Genomic DNA, 18,667 nt, shown 5'->3' on the forward strand with positions numbered 1-18,667 from the left:
TATGTTCTTTAGTCTATGTTCCTTAGAGTTATGCAGCAACCTCACTGGCTTTAAAATCAGAATTTATACCAATTCTATCTACACCAATGTCGAGATATTTCGAAGCGGTTTCTTCATCATAGATACCATCAAAGGCGCAGATTTTAATTCGATTTTTAACAGACTTTTTTAGAATTTTCACAACCGTTAAGGTGGCACCACCTTTTGAAAAGCCTGTAGAAGTTTTTATGTAGTCAACCTTTGCATCTAAACAGATTTGACAAGCTTTTAGTACTTCGTTCTTGTTCAACTCTGAAATTTCTATGATTACTTTTAAAGGTATGCTTCCTATAGCTAACTTTACATCGGTGACATCTCGTAAAACAGACACATAGTTTTTACTTTTAAAAAGTCCCAGATTAATTACCATATCTATTTCGTCAGCTCCATTTTCAATAGCTGTTTTAGCTTCATGGATTTTGGTTAAGGTATCAGTTGTGCCAAAAGGAAAACCAACTGTTGATACTAATTTTACATCACTACCTTCAAGAAGTTGTTTTGCTAACGCAACATAGCTGCTATTTATACATACAGAATGCGCTTCTAATGCTACTGCTTCTTGGCATAAATCTATGATATCTCGTTCGCTAGTTCTAGGATGTAACTGGGTAAGTTCAAAAATTTTGAATAAGTTCATTGTCTTAAGTAGGTTTTAAATCTATTTTATTGGAGGGAAACCATAAAATAGGTGCTATTAATTGTAAATAAATGTATTGGTTGGTGCAATACATTGAAACACGAATTTATAAATAATTTTAGTTGAAAACATCTTTAAGAAAGGATTTTCGATGAACTACAAACACAATTTTTTTAACTAACTAATTTTCAAATAATTGTATTTTGTCCAGGTTTTAAGTTTTTAAACGATGTTTTTGGTATTTAAACTATAGAAATTTTTAAAACCTCTTAATAAAAAAAGCAACGATTATCTTAAATAGATTCACGTTGCTTTTCAACTAACCAACCAACTAATAGACTGTTGAAAGAACAAAATGTTACAACATCCTATAAAAATTACTTTAAATTTCTTCAGTCACTAAATCTCTTTGATTTCTAAAAACTAGTTTATCATCAAAAGCGTCTAACAAAATAATGCTATCGGTAGTTACCTTACCAGCTAGTATTTCTTTACTTAAAGCATTGAGCACCTCTTTCTGAATGATACGTTTTACAGGTCTTGCACCATATTCAGGGTTGTAGCCTTTCATTGCTAAATATTGTACGGCCTCTGTTGTTGCATCAAACGTGATATTTTGTTGTGCCAACATTTTAGTAACATTTTTAAGTTGTAGACCAACAATATCAAAAATGTTTTCCTTAGTTAAAGGCGTAAACATCACGATATCATCTATTCTGTTTAAAAACTCTGGTCTTACATTTTGCTTTAATAATGCTAACACATCAATTTTGGCAGCTTCAATAGCTGAATTCATATCTCTAGTAGCCTCAAAACGCTCTTGAATTATAGAGCTTCCAATGTTAGACGTCATAATGATGATTGTGTTTTTAAAATTGGCTACACGACCTTTATTATCGGTTAAATGTCCTTCGTCCAAAACTTGAAGCAGAATATTAAATGTATCAGGATGTGCTTTTTCAATTTCATCTAAAAGAACCACAGAATATGGTTTTCTTCTAACGGCCTCAGTCAATTGTCCACCTTCATCATAACCAACATATCCTGGAGGAGCCCCAACCAATCTACTCACCGCGTGACGTTCTTGGTATTCGCTCATATCAATACGTGTCATGGCATTTTCGTCATCAAAAAGATATTCTGCCAATGCTTTTGCAAGTTCTGTTTTTCCAACCCCCGTAGTTCCTAAAAACAGAAAGGTTCCTATGGGTTTTTGTGGATTTTGTAATCCTGCTCTACTGCGTCTTACGGCATCACTCACAGCTTCAATAGCTTCCTCTTGTCCCACAACTCTTTTGTGAAGCTCGTCTTCTAACTTTAGCAGTTTTTCGCGTTCGCTCTGAATCATTTTAGTTACAGGAATTCCAGTCCATTTAGCAACTACTTCCGCAATGTCTTCATAAGTCACTTCCTCCTTAATTAAGGAGTTTTCAGATTGTTCTTGTAATTGCTTTTGGTAAACCTCAAGCTGCTCTTGTGCTTCTTTTATCTTACCATATCGTAATTCGGCTACTTTTCCATAATCACCATCCCGCTCTGCACGTTCGGCTTCCAATTTATAATTTTCAATATCCTGTTTAATGTTTTGGATATTGTCAACGACTTCTTTTTCACTTTTCCATTTGGCATTTATTTCGTTTCTAGCTTCTTTTACGTTAGCTAAATCTGAACGTAGCGATTTTAATTTAGCCTCATCTTTTTCACGTTTAATAGCTTCAATTTCAATTTCTAACTGCATAATCTTTCTATCCAGAACATCTAATTCTTCTGGTTTTGAATTGATTTCCATGCGTAGTTTAGAAGCTGCTTCATCCATTAAATCAATAGCTTTATCTGGTAAAAATCGATTGGTAATGTAACGTGTTGATAATTCTACGGCACCAATAATGGCTTCATCTTTAATACGAACTTTATGATGTGTTTCGTATTTCTCTTTTATCCCACGAAGTATGGATATGGCACTTTCTGTATCAGGTTCATCTACCATTACTTTTTGAAAACGACGTTCTAAAGCTTTATCTTTTTCAAAGTATTTTTGATACTCATCTAAAGTAGTGGCTCCAATAGCTCGCAGTTCCCCCCGAGCTAAAGCTGGTTTTAGTATATTGGCCGCATCCATGGCACCTTGGCCACCACCAGCCCCAACAAGAGTATGTATTTCATCAATGAACAGCACAATATCTCCTTCGCTTGTGGTTACCTCTTTAATTACGGCTTTAAGGCGTTCTTCAAACTCACCTTTGTATTTAGCGCCAGCAATTAAAGCTCCCATGTCTAAAGCAAAAATTTGCTTATCTTTTAAATTTTCAGGAATATCGCCGTCAATAATTCTATGTGCTAAACCTTCAGCAATAGCTGTTTTTCCAGTACCAGGTTCACCCACAAGTATGGGGTTATTTTTAGTTCTGCGAGATAAAATTTGAAGAATTCTGCGAATCTCTTCATCTCTACCAATTACAGGGTCTAGTTTGCCGTCTTTAGCTAATTGGTTTAGATTTTTAGCATACTTACTTAATGAATTGTAGGTATCCTCTTGACTTTGTGAGGTAACACGATCCCCTTTGCGTAATTCTTCAACAGCAGAATGTAAACCTTTTTCGGTAACACCCTGATCTTTCAGCATCTGTGCTATTTTGCTTTTCGATTTAAAAATGGCAATTATTAAATGTTCAACAGAGACAAAGTCATCTTTCATATTCTTAGCAATGATAGATGCTTCATTTAGGCTTTTACCAGTTTCTCTGGAGAGCATTAATTCTGACCCACTTACTTTTGAAAAGCTTTCCAGTTGTTTATCTAAAGCTTGTTGAAGTACAGGTACATTAACATTGAGTTTTTTCAAAATAAAAGGTAACACATTTTCATCAACCTCAAAAAGAGCCTTAAAAAGGTGTTCATTTTCTATTTGTTGATGACTATAACCTTCCGCTATCTGTTGCGCTTGTTGTATAGCCTCTTGTGATTTTATTGTATAATTATTAAAGTTCATAGCGTTAAATTTGTTTCTTTACACATTACTTCGGTCAATAATCTTACCAATACATTTTACCGGACAAAATGTCGTCAAAAACCTTTGTTTTTATGACTTTTAGTCAGTTTGTAAGTTTAAGAGATTAGACCGACTTAAGGGGGAAATAATAAACTTTGAAAAGGATATGGGATTATTAAATAAATTGTTTGGAAGTACTACAGAGAAAAAAGAAGAAAAGATTTTACCTTGGATTGAATTAAATAGCATATTACAATTAAAAAAAATAGAAGAAAAATCAAAAGATAGAGTTCAGGTCATATTTAAACATTCTACGCGTTGTGGTATTAGTAGAATGGTTTTAAATCAATTTGTAGCTGGCTATAATTTAAATGAGGAAGCTATTGATTTGTACTTTCTAGATTTGTTGAATTATAGAGAAATTTCTAATAAAATAGCTGAACAATTTCAGGTATGGCATGAATCGCCTCAACTTGTGGTTATCAAAGCAGGCTTTGTAGTTGCACATGCGTCTCATGGACAAATTAACACTATTGATTTAAACAAGTTTATCGATTCTTCCATGATTCAGGGTTAATGCTTAAAAAGCGTTTTTTACGTATCATTTTTGTGAGTCTCTCAAATAAGAACTTTTCATCAGATTTTTATTGTATAGAGAAATAACTTAGCTTTAATGCATTAAATTTTTATACCTATGAAAGCGTGTCTTTTCCTAATAATTTTTGTTACTTGTTTTAACAACAGTAACTCTCAAAAACAAGAATACCTGTTTAATGGTGAAAATCTGGATGGTTGGACCATTTTTGTTAAAGACTCAATCATAAAACCTAATGAGTTTTTTTATGTTAGTGAGGGGGTGATTGAGACGGTTGGAAAGCCCGTAGGTTATTTAAGAACGGTTAAAGAATATACAAGTTACAAATTACACCTTGAATGGCGCTACCCCGAAAAACCAACCAACAGTGGTGTTTTTGTACATGCAACAGGAGAGGATCTTATTTGGGTTGGTCACTACCAAGGGCAGTTAAAACATGAAAATGCAGGTGATTTCATCGTTCATGGCGTAGGCAGAAGCGCTACCCTGGCCGATAGTACTTACACATCTACCGCTGACCATAAACCGCTTATTCCGAAATACGAAGCGTCTAGCGAGAAACCCCCCGGCGAATGGAATAGCTATGATATTATCTGTAAGGGGGATACTATCGAGTTGTTTGTAAATGGCGTACTCCAGAATGTAGCTACCAACTGTTCGGTAACCAAAGGTAGTATTGGTTTGCAGGCCGAAGGTTCTAAAATTCAGTTTAGAAATTTGTGGATAGAGATTTTAGATTAATAGTTTATTACAGTGATGAAAAATGCAGATATAACCTTTAAATAGACCATTATGATAATACAAATAATTAGATTGAAATCAAATTTACCAGAAGACGAATTATTAAGACGAGCCAAAGAACGAGAACCTCAGTTTAAAGCCATCTCAGGGTTGTTGCAAAAGTATTATGTTAAAATGGCCGACTCCGGGCAGTTTGGTGGTATTTATGTTTGGGATTCTGTAGAGTCTTTAAATGCTTTTAAAGCATCTGAGTTAGCAGCCAGTATTCCAGAAGCATACGAAATTGTAGAGGCACCAAATATTGAATTACTCAATGTACTTTTTAAACTTAGGGATTAGTTAATTTGAATCTAAAAATATAATCAAAGTATGTAAACTCCTAAAGGTTCACACTTTCTAAAAACCCACAAAAAATGCCCTTTAATCTCATTCCATTCCTCTATTAAAATACCATGGCAACAAATGTTTCGTTTAAAGCCATCTAATATGAGGGTATCTTTTCGTAAAATACCTTCTAGGGTAGCGCCCAGTTTTTCTACCGCTTTTCTAGAGCGTATATTGCGTTCATCAACTCTAAATTATCAAAATTCAAAGATTCAAACGCATATTCCAGCATTAAAAACTTAACGTGCTGGTTAAGTCCTTTACCTTGAAAGTTGTGTCCAAGCCATGACCAGCCAATATGCAACAATTTACTATTCTAATTTATATATCCAAACCTAGTGCAAACCACATAGGCTTGAGTTTGTTTATCAAAAATTATAAACGGAAAGGTAGTGCGGTTATAATAACCATCTATAGCAGTTTGTACATAGTTTTTTAAGTCTTTGGGCGTATCAATTTTACTGGGTGGAGTATTGTATCAAATTGGGTTCTTGAGCAATTTTAAGCAAATGCTCGTAGTTACTCATACGTAACAAGGTGAGTTTTACACGGGTATCTATAAGCAGGTATGGTCATATTTGTCATTGCTATATGTCACAATAAGCGCAGTTGAAGTGAAGGCAGGAATCTTTTAAAATGAAACTAAAATTATATATGCATTTCGTATTTTTACACACCAAAGTTTAAAAATAATTATTTCCATGCAATTATCTAAAGAAGTTCTGGTGGAGCGTTTTCAAGCCATAGCAAAAAATACCTTGTTAGAAACACTACATATTGAATTAATGGACTTTGGGGATGATTTTTTGATTTTAAAAATGCCAGTAACTCCTAAAGTACATCAACCTGATGGAGTGTTGCATGGCGGAGCCACAGTGGCCTTAGCCGAAACCTGTGGTAGTTTTGCTGCCGAGTTACTTTTAGATACTAAACAATTTTTTGTACGAGGTATTGAAATTTCTGCCAATCATATTAAAAGTGTGCGTAGTGGTAATGTGTATGCCAGAGCTACGTTTATTCATAAAGGGCGTACTACACAATTATTTGAAATTAAAGTGACCGATGACAATGATAATTTAATCTCGTTGTGTAAACTAACTACTATTTCACTTCCAAGAACTAAATAACCACTATGATTTTGGAAGCTTTTTTTAAGCGCATTGAAACGCAGTACGAGCAACAATTACCATTTGTAGTTTACAGAAAACCCAATAAAAGTGAGGTTAAAGTTTTATTGCAACAAACTGCTGATTTGTATTTTACTACAAAATTCATAGAGCAAGGGTTTGTGTTTTCACCGTTTGATGATAGTGTCAATACTGTTTTAATGCCTTTTAAAAACTCAGAAGTGTTGATAGCAGAATGTAAAACTACGCAAAGTGGAAGTGCTTATAAGGCGACTGAAATACAAAGGAACAGCACTGATGAAAAGTTTAAAAACTATCATATCAAATTGGTTAAAAAGGGAGTTGAAGCCATTAAAAATGATGCTTTTAAAAAAGTGGTATTATCTAGAACAGAAGATGTTTTATTACAAGAAGTAAACCCTATTAGTATTTTCCAAAGGCTTTTAAATAATTACCTATCGGCTTTTGTGTATTGTTGGTATCATCCTAAAATAGGCTTATGGTTAGGTGCAACCCCAGAAACCTTGGTAAAGATTGAAGGCAACAGATTTTCCATCATGGCATTGGCAGGAACACAAGTGTACAATGGTACGTTGGATGTGGTATGGCAAGACAAAGAAATTAAGGAACAGCAGTTTGTTACAGATTTTGTAGTTGATAATTTAAAGCCATTAGTAGAAAGCATTGAAGTCTCTGATACCAATACAGTTAAGGCGGGAAATTTACTACATTTAAAAACTATGATTTCGGCACAATTAAAATTGGATTCTAATTTAAAAGAAGTTATTTCGGCAATTCATCCAACCCCTGCAGTTTGTGGTGTACCAAAGCAAGCAGCTAAAGACTTCATTTTAAATTATGAAAATTATAACCGTGAATTTTATACTGGTTTTTTAGGTGAGTTAAATTTAGAAACTACAACGACACTGCGCTCTGGAAAGCGCAACATTGAAAATAGAGCCTATACTTTTAACCGAAAAAGCACGCAGCTATATGTAAACCTCCGCTGTATGCAACTTAAAAATTCACAAGCTACTATTTATGTTGGTGGAGGTATTACCAAAAGTTCTGATGCAGAAAAAGAATGGGATGAAACGGTAGCTAAATCGTTGGTTATTAAAAACGTTCTTAGCTAGAATATTTTTTGTCGGTTCTAGGGTCACACTTTTAGTATAATGTATTGAGAACTTTAACTTCGTATTTTGTAATTTTGCAAATAGATTTTTAAAATATGATATATCCAAAAATCCCATTAGCTCAAACTGTTATTCAACTATGTAAAGCTAAGGGTATCAAACATATTGTTATCTCTCCAGGAAGTCGTAATGCACCATTAACAATTGGCTTTTCTAATGACAACTTTTTTAAAAGTTATAGCATAGTAGATGAACGTTGTGCAGCATTTTTTGCTTTAGGAATAGCGCAACAATTACAAGAACCTACTGCTGTGGTTTGCACCTCTGGAAGTGCATTGCTTAATTACTATCCCGCTCTAGCCGAAGCGTTTTATAGTGGCATTCCATTAGTGGTAATTTCGGCAGATAGACCTAAGCATTTAATAGGTGTTGGTGACGGACAAACCATAAACCAACCTAATGTTTTTGAAAATCATATACTGTATTCAGCTAACTTAAAACTCGATTTAAAAGAAGCAGAAACTGAAACTCAAGAAGAGTTACCTATTTTTAAAAGTCTTGAAAATAAAGTAGAAACCTTGATAGGTTTAAAGCAGTCTATTCAAGAGTTTAATGAATCTGAAATCAATAAGGCCATTAATATTTCGATCCAAAAAAGTGGTCCGGTACATTTAAATGTGCCTTTTGATGAACCTTTGTATGAATATGTTGAAAAACTATCGGTACAACCCGAAATAGTTCCGGCAAAAGAAAAATCTCTGGCAATAGAAGCCTCTATTTTAAACAAATGTATAGATGATTGGAATACTGCTAAGCGAAAAATGATTCTGGTAGGTGTAAAGCATCCCAATACCTTAGAACAGCAATGGTTGGATGTTTTAGCGAAAGACGATAGTGTTTTAGTATTCACAGAAACAACGTCTAATATACATCACGAGGCATTTTTTCCAAGTATTGATAAAATCATTGCGTCTTTAGATAATGATGGGTTTGAAAATTTGCAACCAGATATTTTATTAACTTTTGGAGGACTTATAGTTTCTAAAAAGATAAAAGCCTTTTTAAGAACGTATCAACCTAAGCAGCACTGGCACATAGATGTCCAAAAAGCCAATGATACATTTTTCTGTTTGAATAGGTTTGTTGAAACAACCCCAAATTATTTTTTATCAAAATTACTAACACAAACTCATCCAGTTTCAAGTAATTATAGGCTACATTGGGAAACTGTAAAACAAGTAAGGCATCAAAAACACAATACATATCTAAACCAAATAAAGTTTACAGATTTAAAGGCGTTTGATAGTATTTTAAATGCTATTCCAAACCATTCTATTCTACAACTTGGTAATAGTTCTACAGTGCGGTATGCACAACTTTTTAATATTAGCAACACCTTAGAAGTGTATTGTAACCGTGGCACCAGTGGTATTGATGGAAGTACATCCACCGCCATTGGTTGTTCAGTCGCAACAGATAAGCAAACCACTCTTATTACGGGCGATTTAAGTTTTTTATACGACAGTAATGCGCTTTGGAATAACCATATTCCTAAAAGCTTCAGAATTATAGTAATAAACAATCAAGGAGGAGGCATTTTCAGGATATTACCAGGGCATAAGAACACTGAGAATTTTGATACCTATTTTGAAACCAATCATCATTTAACTGCTGAGTATTTATGTAAAATGTTTGGTTTAGGATATTTAACTGCTTCAAACGAAACCGAATTAACTAATGAATTACAAAGCTTTTTTTCTGAAGGAAACCAACCAAAGTTACTAGAGGTTTTTACTCCTAAAAACTTGAATGATGAGGTGCTTTTAAACTATTTTAAATTTATAAAGTAAACTTGATACTCGAAGCATTGAATTGTCTTGAAAATAAGTTTTGATATACTTCTTACCAATCTAGATTCTGTAGATGGTTTGACTGTTAAATTCCCAGTTATTTGGTAAAAATGTGACTTTCTTAAAGGTACTGTGTCTAAAAACCAGTATCTTTCAAAAAGTTATCAATTCAAATATTTTATTAACAATTAAACAATTTTTATCATGAGTAAACGCGACGAGCTAATTGCAAAATACGCTGCAGATTTAAAAGAAAAGTGTGGTGTTGATGCAGACATGGATTTATTAACCAAAGTAACCATTGGTTGTGGACCATCAATTTATAATGCAGACTCATCAACAGTATCAAGTTCAGATGAGTCAGAGTTAGAAACTGTAAAAAACAACTTTTTAATTAAGAAGTTAGGCTTAAGTGCAAGCGATGATTTAGGTGGAGGAATCGCTTCTGTAATGAATCAATATGGTCAGTCTAACCGAAATAAATACCGTGCCGTTGTGTATTATCTATTAACAAAACACTTTGGGAAAGAATCTGTCTATTAGAAATATAGCAAATATTTTATATTCAAGCGCTTCAAGATTTGTGGCGCTTTTTTATATAATGATTCCATTAGGTAACTTACTTTCTTTATGAGCGTTCCCTTTCGTCTTGAACTTGATTCAAGACCAAAGGTCAGGCTTTTCGCTATATCTTTTTAAATGTTATTTAAAGAGAATTTTAAATTTATTATGAAAATTTCACAACAAGAAAACATACATTAAAATTTATTTATAAAATTTAAAAAGGATATCGCTGCAATCCTTAACGCAAAAGTTATTTTGTAGCTTTATATTATTACCTTTGCCGCATGATGCAACTAGGGCAAATAAACACATTGGAAATACTTCGTGAAACTGATCACGGAATTTATTTAGTAGATGAAGAAAACAATGAAGTATTACTTCCCAATCGTTACGTTCCAGAGTCATTTAAAATTTGGGACAAGATAGAAGTGTTTGTTTATTTAGACAATGAAGAGCGTCTGGTAGCAACTACTGATATGCCTTTTATTAAACGAGGTGAGTTTGCATTATTAAGGTGCAGTCAGGTAACCGACTATGGTGCTTTTTTAGATTGGGGTTTGGTAAAGGAATTGTTTTGTCCTTTTAAGGAGCAAGCCTTTAAAATGAAACCTGGCGGTTGGTATTTAGTGTATTGTTATTTGGACGAAAAAACAGAGAGACTTGTAGCCTCAAGTAAGACCAATAGTTTTTTAAGTAACAAAGAACTCACTGTGAAAGAATTTGATGAAGTTGATATTATAGCCTCACATCCTTCAGAAATTGGATGGAATGTGATTGTTAACAAACAGCATTCAGGACTTATTTTTAAGGATACCATTTTTACAGATATTAATGTAGGGGATAAGTTTAAGGGTATTGTTAAAAAAATAAGAAAAGGCAATAAATTAGATATTGCTATAGGGCAGGTTGGTTATAGAAATATTGAACCAAATGCAAAGCGTATTCTTGAAGAACTAGAAGATAATAGTGGTTATATCAATCTTACTGACAAATCAGATCCTGAAGCCATCAAGGATCAGCTACAAATGAGTAAAAAAAGCTTTAAAAAGGCAGTGGGGACCTTGTACAAACAACGTCAAATAGAATTAAAAGCTGATGGTATTTACTTGGTTAAATAAATACCGTACACTTTTTGTTACTTTTATTTTATGATAACTCAAGATACCATAGTGGCCCTAGCAACTCCTTCGGGGGCAGGTGCTATTGCAGTGATTCGTTTATCGGGTAAAGATGCTATAATCATCGCAGAAAAGCAGTTTAAATCGGTATCGGGTAAAACCTTATCAAAGCAACCAACACATACCATTCATTTAGGGCATATTATTGATGGAGACAGAGTTTTAGATGAGGTTTTGGTGTCTGTATTTAAAGACCCTAATTCTTATACAGGTGAAAATGTGGTAGAGATTTCTTGTCATGGTTCTAATTATATTCAGCAAGAAATCATTCAATTATTTTTAAGAAACGGATGCCGAATGGCTAGTGCAGGTGAGTTCACATTAAGGGCTTTTTTAAACGGGAAATTAGATTTAAGTCAAGCAGAAGCCGTAGCCGATTTAATTGCTAGTGATAATAAAGCATCTCACCAAATTGCGATGCAACAGATGCGCGGTGGATTTTCTTCAGAAATTGCCAAACTACGTGAAGAACTATTGAATTTTGCTTCGTTAATTGAATTAGAATTAGATTTTGCTGAAGAGGATGTAGAGTTTGCAGATAGAACACAATTTAAGGAATTAATAAATAGAATCATAAACGTTTTAAAACGATTGATTGATTCCTTTGCTGTTGGAAACGTCATTAAAAATGGGATTCCCGTGGCTATTGTTGGTGAGCCTAACGTGGGTAAATCCACCTTGTTAAATGCACTATTAAATGAAGAAAGGGCTATAGTTTCAGAAGTTGCAGGTACAACAAGAGACACCATTGAAGACGAAATTTCTATTGGCGGTATTGGGTTCCGTTTTATTGATACGGCGGGTATTCGAGATACTAAAGATGTGGTTGAAAGCATTGGAATAAGGCGAACTTTTGAAAAAATGGACCAAGCGCAAGTGGTTGTTTATTTATTTGATGCCAAATCTATTTTTTCTCAAAAAGCATGCGTTGAAACTATTAGTATTGAAATTGAAAAAATAAAAAATAAATACCCACAAAAGCCTTTAGTGGTTATCGCTAATAAAGTTGATGTCATTTCTAGTAAAGAGTTAGAAGAGCTCAAGAATAGTATCAAAGATATCAAACCTATTTCTGCTAAAACTAATATAGGAGTAGAGGATTTAAAAATTACATTAACTAATTTTGTTAACACCGGAGCCTTGCGTAATAATGAAACCATTGTGACCAATACAAGGCACTATGACTCACTTTTAAAAGCTCTTGAGGAGGTTTCAAAAGTTAAAGATGGCCTAAATACAGGTTTGTCTGGAGACTTATTAGCCATAGATATTCGTCAGGCTTTATATCACTTCGGTGAAATCACAGGAGAAATATCATCAGATGACCTCTTAGGTAACATATTTGCTAATTTCTGTATCGGGAAGTAATGGTCATATGATTAATTTACCATTAGGTGAATTTGATAAGTTACATGACCAGTTAAGTTAAGCAAGAACGATGTTTTGATTTTTTAACAATGATTGTTAACTTGTCCCAAAATTCATTGTTCGCTCCATTTGAAAAAAAACATTAGAAATATATCCCTATGCCTTATTATTGGTTTGAGTGTTTTTTATTTCAAAGCAAACTCTTCTTCTACTAAGCGTTTGGTTGTAGACAGTGAAATAACTGCTACTAAACCAAATAAAAAAGAACCAAAGATTTCAATACAGTATTATCCTGAACAAGAAACAAGGCATGTTACTTATAAACTGGATTCATTATTAAAGCGTATTAATAAAAGACATGATTTTCATGGGGCTGTTTTGGTAGCAAAAAAGGGACATATTTTATATAATAATCAGGTAGGTTATGCAGATTTTAAAAAGAAAACCCCTTTGAATGAAAAGTCGGTATTCCAATTAGCTTCTGTTAGTAAACAATTTACCGCCGCAGCTATTATGTTATTAAAGGAGAGAAATTTAATTAAGCTTTCAGATACCGTAACAGCGTATTTTCCAAAATTTCCTTATCAACAGGTTACAATTAAAAGCCTGTTAAACCACACTGCTGGACTACCTAGTTATTTTTGGGTAGCAGAACATAAATGGAGACGGGAAGAAGCCCCAACAAATAGTGACATGATGACATTATTAGAGTCAAGTAATGTGCAACGTTACTTTAAACCGGGGTGTAATTTTGATTATTCTAACACCGCTTATTTTGTTTTGGCTTCTATTGTTGAGAAGGTTTCAGGTACTACTTTTAGTTCCTTTTTAAGAGATAACATTTTTGAACCACTTCAAATGAAAGATTCTTATGTGTACACTTCTAAAAAAGATAGTATTAATGAAAATCAGTTGGTAGGGTATAGGTTATATAAAGGTTGGAGACATATAAAAATCAATAACACGGTTAATGATGCTATTGTGGGGGATAAAAATGTGTACACTACTGTTGAAGATTTATATAAGTGGACTCTAGGCTTAGATAGTGGAAAACTGCTTTCACAGGAGTCGTTGGACTTAATGTATTCAAAAGGCGAAACAGTTTATGGAAGAAAAGTGCCATATGGTTTCGGGTTTAGAATTAACACTGAAGGACCAAAAACTATCTACCATCATGGCAAATGGAATGGGTTTAGAACGGGTTTAACTAAATACTTGGAAGATGATTTGGTTGTTATTGTTTTAGAACACACGAGTTACAGTGCAATGACTTTGCTTAACAAAAAAATAAAGGAAATTGTTACTGAAAATTTTCATGTTTAATAGTATAAATACCATTAACAATCTATCATCTCTAGTCTTAGTTGGAAGCTAAATAAGTATATCTTCTTGTATTATATATTTTTCCATAAAGCAATTGTGAAAATAAATGTTTTTATGTCTAAACAAAATACCACGTTAGATATTATTAAAGAGTTTGTAGAATCAATTCTAAAGGCATTAGGTTATAGAGGAGAGGCTCGAAAACGAACATGGCATCAGCATGTGGTTCCATACGAAGACGGATGGGCTGTACGAAGAGAAGGCAATAAACGCATAACTTCTAAACACCGCAAACAAAGTACTGCTATTAATAAAGCAAAAACACTAGCGAAACGATATGATGCAGATGTGATTATCCATCGAGCTAGTGGTGAAATTAGAGAGCGTATTAGTTATAAGGAAGATTAGATTTATCTTTCTAGCTAAAACTAAAACAGCTAACACTATTTAAGTTTGTTTTTATTGGTGGAGTTCCTAATAACCAAGTCAGATTTTAAAACCTTTTGGATATAATCCTTGTCTGGGGTTTGTATTCTGTCAAAAATTAATTCAGCTGCTTCGTAACCCATTTTGTATGCGGGTTGATTAACACTGGTCAATGAAGGCTCTAAAAGCTCATCAACAGGTTCGTTATTAAAACCAATGATAGCTAAATCTTCAGGGATGCTTAAACCTCTTTCTTTAGCGGCTAACATAGCAGAAATAGCCACTTGATCACTAAAGGCAATAATGCCATCAGGGGGATTTGGTGAATACAATAATTTTCTGGCAGCACTTAAATTACTCTCTTTAGAAAAATTACAGTGTTCAATATACTCAATACCTATATCAGCATCTTGTAACGCTTGTTGGTATCCAAACAAGCGTGTGTTGCTTATTTGAAGTTTTTTGGGTCCGCCAATATAAGCTATGTTTTTACAGCCTAAGGAAATAAGGTGTTCGGTAGCATCATAAGATGCTTTAAAATTGTCAATAACTACTTTATCGGTTTCAACCTCATCACATTGTCTATTAAATAAAACCAATGGGATGTTTTTTTTCTTCAGTTCCAGAAAATGTTCAAATTGTTTAGTTTCTCCAGCAAGAGACACAATTAGCCCAGAAACACCTGTTTCAATAAGTTCTTTGGTTAAGCTTTTTTCGCGTTCAAAAGATTCATTAGACTGACAAATAACTAAATGCATACCGTTTTCTTCAGCCACTTTTTCAATCCCACTTATAGCCATAGCATACAAATGGTAACTAATTTTAGGAACTATAACGCCTATAGCATTAAGTTTTTTAGGGGTGAAGTTTTCAGGGAATTTTTTATCAAAGTAATTTAATTCATAGGCAAGGTCAATAACTTTCTTACGCATCGTTTCACTAATTCTAGGGTTATCTTGAAGCGCTCTGGAAACTGTAGAGGTAGAAATTCCTAAATTTTTAGCAATATCTTGTAAAGTGGTTTTCTTTTTCACTAAATATATATTATTGGTTTCAAAATTAACTAATTATGAGTTTTATGCAAAATATTGCACAAATAATTTAATAATAAATGAAAATTAACATCTATTTTTTATCATTATACACTATATTTGTATCTTGAATTATTTAAATAACTAATATTGTGCAAATAATTGCGCAATGAGAAAATTAAAATTAAATGAGTAAAACATACAAAATTGCGGTAGTACCGGGAGATGGTATTGGGAATGAAATTGTACCAGAGGGTTTAAGAGTTATTGATGCAGTAGCTGAAAAGCATGGTTTTTCAATTGAAACTGAATCATTTGGTTGGGGAGCAGGTTATTACTTAAAGCATAATGAGTTTATGCCGGCTAATGGTTTAGAAACACTAAAAGCTTTTGATGCTATTTATTTCGGGTCAGTTGGGTTACCAGCAGTTGATGATACCTTACCAGCTAAAGACTATACGTTTAAAGTACGTACAGGTTTTAACCAGTATGTAAATCACAGGCCTGTGAGAACTTATCCTGGTGTTACACGACCAATTCGTTCTGAAAAGCATATTGATTTTGTTATAGTAAGGGAGAATACAGAAGGAGAATTTGTTCAAATGGGTGGTCAATATTTACCAGATGAAGCTAATGGAATGGGTATCGATACAAGTGTTTTCACAAGAAAAGGTATTGAGCGCGTGGCTCATTACGCTTTTAAATTAGCAAGAACACGTCGTAAAAAAGTTACACATATTACCAAATCTAACACCTTAATTAATAGTTTATCTTATTGGGATAGAGTTATTAAAGAGGTGGCACAGGAATATCCAGATGTTAAACATGAGCAAATGTATATTGACAACTCTACAGCTATGTTTGTTTTGAAGCCTGAGATTTTTGACGTGGTGTTAACAACCAATTTATTTGGAGATATTTTAAGTGATTTAGGTGGTGCGGTAATGGGAAGCCTTGGTTTAGGAGGTAGTGGAAATATAAACCCAGAAAAAGAATTCCCTTCAATGTTTGAGCCTATTCATGGGTCTGCTCCAGATATTGCTGGTAAAAATATTGCAAACCCCTACGGACAAATTTGGTCTGCCGCCATTATGTTAGAACATATTGGTGAAGTTGAAGCTGCCAACAATATAATGCAAGCTATCGATAAAAGTACTTCTGAAGGTGTTTTAACAGTTGATTTAGGTGGAAGTGCAAGTACCTCAGATGTTGCCGATGCTGTGATTAAAAACCTTTAAAATTAATGAGCAATATTGTAGATCTTACAATAACTTATTTCAATGGATTAAACGGATTTTCTAAAGAAACTGAGAGAACTATTGCTAATGACGGGTGGAATGCTAGTACGCTAACATTCTACTCGCATTGTGGTACTCATATGGATGCGCCTATTCATTTTGATGTTAAAAATGAAACTATAGACGAAATTCCTGTTGATAATTTTGTTGGGAAAGCTTGGGTTGTAGATGTGAGATATATTGGTTCTAAAGGCTTAATTGAAGTTAACCATATTCCTCAAGGTATTATGGAACAATTTACTGAAGGAGATAGCCTTATCTTCTGGACGGGATGGTCTCAATATATCAATCAGCCCAAATATCGTGATGAATTACCAAGAATTAGTGAAGGATTAGCCCATTGGTGTCTTGAAAATAAGGTGAAAATGATAGGAGTGGAACCACCTTCGGTAGCCGATGTGAATAATATTAAAGAGGTTACCAAAGTCCATCAGATTTTATTAGAGGGTGTCGTAATTATTGAAGGGTTAACTAATTTAGATAAGCTCAGTTCAAATTGTGTAGAATTGATAGCATTACCGCTTAAAATTGGCGATGGAGACGGGGCACCGGCTCGTGTAATAGCCATTGAGAAATATTAATGAATATATCATTATCCAAAATATTATCAGATATACCTGATTCTGATTCAAAAGATTTCAGAAGCTTGAATAAAGTACTTTTTATAGATTTAGATAAAACTTGCATCATTGTCGATGATGACCCAACAGGAAACCAAACAGTTTATGATATCCCCTTACTAAACAGTTGGACGGTGGAGACCTTAGCTGAAGAACTAAAACAGTCCTCCGTTTTTTTTCTTTTAACCAATTCCAGGAGTTTAAGTCCAGAAAAAACAGCAACTGTTTATAATGAAATTGCTGAAAATATTGGTAAGGCTTCGACCATTGTTGGTAAACCCGTAACTATTATTAGTAGAAGTGATTCAACATTAAGAGGGCATTTTCCTTTAGAACCTTCAACACTTCAAAGTAGCTTGGGTTTAAAAAATGCTATAACAGCTTTTATTCCTGTTATGTTTGAAGGGAAGCGAATTACACTTAATGATACGCATTATATTGAGGAGAATGATAATTTAACACCGGTTAATGAAACCCCGTTTGCCCAAGACCATTCCTTCAAATATACTAAAGCTAATTTAAAAGAATATATTGAAGAAAAATCAAACGGAGCTATAAAAGCTGCCGACGTATATTCGTTTTCTCTAAAAGCTATTAGATGTAAAAATATTGAGGAGTTAACTCATGAAATAGTCAATTTACCCGATGCATCGTATTGTATTTTCAATAGTATAAATTATGCAGATTTAGACAAAGTATCGCAGGCTTTACTACAGGCCGAAAAACAAGGTAAGCAAATAATTTACAGAACCTCTAGTTCTTTTGTACCTTCATATATAGGGTTACCTCCAAAAGGTTTGCTTAATGTTTCTGAGGTATTAACTACGGCATCAAATCATGGTGGATTGACCATAGTAGGTTCTTATGTGAAGAAATCTTCAGACCAGCTAAAAGAGGCATTACAATTATTTGATGCCACCACCACACTTGAAATTGATGTTGAACAGGTTTTGGGAAAGGCATCCCAAAACTATTTAAAAGGTGTTATTTCCCATATTGATTCGAATCTCGAATCTGGAAAAGACACTATAGTATTCACTAGTAGAAAACTAGTTACTGGAGGTGATACAGCCTCAACAATTAACATAGCGGCTACCATTTCAAATGCTTTGGTATCTATTGTTAATGGACTACATGTTAGACCTAAATACTTGATAGCTAAAGGTGGTATTACATCCCATGACCTAGCGATTAAGGGGTTAGAGATGACTCGTTCTAAAGTCATCGGACAAATACAACCAGGTATTCCCGTTTGGAAAATGGATACCGAAACTAAATTTCCTAATTTGCCTTACATCGTTTTTCCTGGCAACGTAGGAACTACCAAAACACTAAAAGACGTAATAACTAAATTAATGTAA

The 18,667-nt window shown here is 33.8% G+C and carries 17 protein-coding genes; 14 read left to right on the plus strand and 3 right to left on the minus strand.

The genetic code is table 11. The features are described from left to right. Positions 1 to 28: 28 nt before the first annotated feature. Complete coding sequence (gene deoC, locus DFQ02_RS03855; protein ID WP_116039694.1) at positions 29 to 676, minus strand: deoxyribose-phosphate aldolase; 648 nt, start codon at positions 674 to 676, stop codon at positions 29 to 31. A 382-nt stretch (positions 677 to 1,058) separates the two neighbouring features. Next, positions 1,059 to 3,665 carry an ATP-dependent chaperone ClpB gene (clpB, locus tag DFQ02_RS03860; protein WP_116039695.1) on the minus strand — a complete coding sequence of 869 codons (2,607 nt, stop codon included), beginning with the start codon at positions 3,663 to 3,665 and terminating at the stop codon, positions 1,059 to 1,061. A 166-nt stretch (positions 3,666 to 3,831) separates the two neighbouring features. Here clpB and ytxJ point away from each other — a divergent pair, with 166 nt between their 5' ends. The 11 genes from ytxJ (at position 3,832) to DFQ02_RS03920 (ending at position 14,339) form a co-directional block, all read left to right on the plus strand. Beyond that, complete coding sequence (gene ytxJ / locus DFQ02_RS03865) at positions 3,832 to 4,242, plus strand: bacillithiol system redox-active protein YtxJ (protein WP_116039696.1); 411 nt, start codon at positions 3,832 to 3,834, stop codon at positions 4,240 to 4,242. Between the two features lie 117 nt (positions 4,243 to 4,359). Further along, entirely contained in the window at positions 4,360 to 5,001 is a 642-nt protein-coding gene (locus DFQ02_RS03870; protein ID WP_116039697.1) for a 3-keto-disaccharide hydrolase, read from the plus strand. 51 nt (positions 5,002 to 5,052) lie between these two features. After that, complete coding sequence (locus tag DFQ02_RS03875; protein ID WP_116039698.1) at positions 5,053 to 5,340, plus strand: hypothetical protein; 288 nt, start codon at positions 5,053 to 5,055, stop codon at positions 5,338 to 5,340. Between the two features lie 746 nt (positions 5,341 to 6,086). After that, positions 6,087 to 6,512, plus strand: coding sequence for a PaaI family thioesterase (locus DFQ02_RS03885; RefSeq protein ID WP_116039699.1), 426 nt, complete (start codon positions 6,087 to 6,089; stop codon positions 6,510 to 6,512). Positions 6,513 to 6,517: 5 nt separating this feature from the next. After that, positions 6,518 to 7,648 carry a chorismate-binding protein gene (locus DFQ02_RS03890; RefSeq protein ID WP_116039700.1) on the plus strand — a complete coding sequence of 377 codons (1,131 nt, stop codon included), beginning with the start codon at positions 6,518 to 6,520 and terminating at the stop codon, positions 7,646 to 7,648. Positions 7,649 to 7,743: 95 nt separating this feature from the next. Next, the gene (menD, locus tag DFQ02_RS03895) at positions 7,744 to 9,498 is read left to right on the plus strand and encodes a 2-succinyl-5-enolpyruvyl-6-hydroxy-3-cyclohexene-1-carboxylic-acid synthase (RefSeq protein ID WP_116039701.1); all 1,755 of its coding nucleotides are present in this window, start codon (positions 7,744 to 7,746) and stop codon (positions 9,496 to 9,498) included. 204 nt (positions 9,499 to 9,702) lie between these two features. After that, positions 9,703 to 10,041: a DUF2853 family protein gene (locus DFQ02_RS03900; protein ID WP_116039702.1), complete on the plus strand. Its 339-nt coding sequence runs from the start codon at positions 9,703 to 9,705 to the stop codon at positions 10,039 to 10,041. A gap of 305 nt (positions 10,042 to 10,346) precedes the next feature. After that, positions 10,347 to 11,180 (plus strand): CvfB family protein, encoded by an 834-nt coding sequence (locus DFQ02_RS03905; protein ID WP_116039703.1) that lies wholly within the window; start codon positions 10,347 to 10,349, stop codon positions 11,178 to 11,180. A 30-nt stretch (positions 11,181 to 11,210) separates the two neighbouring features. Continuing rightward, positions 11,211 to 12,608 (plus strand): tRNA uridine-5-carboxymethylaminomethyl(34) synthesis GTPase MnmE, encoded by a 1,398-nt coding sequence (mnmE, locus tag DFQ02_RS03910; protein ID WP_116039704.1) that lies wholly within the window; start codon positions 11,211 to 11,213, stop codon positions 12,606 to 12,608. A 129-nt stretch (positions 12,609 to 12,737) separates the two neighbouring features. Next, positions 12,738 to 13,931, plus strand: a complete 1,194-nt coding sequence (locus tag DFQ02_RS03915; protein WP_245940193.1) for a serine hydrolase domain-containing protein — start codon at positions 12,738 to 12,740, stop codon at positions 13,929 to 13,931. 114 nt (positions 13,932 to 14,045) lie between these two features. Continuing rightward, the gene (locus DFQ02_RS03920) at positions 14,046 to 14,339 is read left to right on the plus strand and encodes a DUF2188 domain-containing protein (RefSeq protein ID WP_116039706.1); all 294 of its coding nucleotides are present in this window, start codon (positions 14,046 to 14,048) and stop codon (positions 14,337 to 14,339) included. Between the two features lie 35 nt (positions 14,340 to 14,374). Here DFQ02_RS03920 and DFQ02_RS03925 read toward each other — a convergent pair whose 3' ends face one another. After that, complete coding sequence (locus tag DFQ02_RS03925; protein ID WP_116039707.1) at positions 14,375 to 15,391, minus strand: LacI family DNA-binding transcriptional regulator; 1,017 nt, start codon at positions 15,389 to 15,391, stop codon at positions 14,375 to 14,377. Positions 15,392 to 15,576: 185 nt separating this feature from the next. Here DFQ02_RS03925 and DFQ02_RS03930 point away from each other — a divergent pair, with 185 nt between their 5' ends. The 3 genes from DFQ02_RS03930 to DFQ02_RS03940 are packed head-to-tail and all read left to right on the plus strand — an operon-like array spanning position 15,577 to position 18,667. Further along, entirely contained in the window at positions 15,577 to 16,626 is a 1,050-nt protein-coding gene (locus DFQ02_RS03930) for an isocitrate/isopropylmalate dehydrogenase family protein (RefSeq protein ID WP_116039708.1), read from the plus strand. A 5-nt stretch (positions 16,627 to 16,631) separates the two neighbouring features. Next, positions 16,632 to 17,267 (plus strand): cyclase family protein, encoded by a 636-nt coding sequence (locus tag DFQ02_RS03935; protein WP_116039709.1) that lies wholly within the window; start codon positions 16,632 to 16,634, stop codon positions 17,265 to 17,267. Next, entirely contained in the window at positions 17,267 to 18,667 is a 1,401-nt protein-coding gene (locus tag DFQ02_RS03940) for a four-carbon acid sugar kinase family protein (protein ID WP_116039710.1), read from the plus strand. The genes DFQ02_RS03935 and DFQ02_RS03940 overlap by 1 nt, the downstream gene beginning before the upstream one ends.

Source organism: Seonamhaeicola aphaedonensis, from assembly GCF_003386195.1.
GTDB lineage: Bacteria > Bacteroidota > Bacteroidia > Flavobacteriales > Flavobacteriaceae > Seonamhaeicola > Seonamhaeicola aphaedonensis.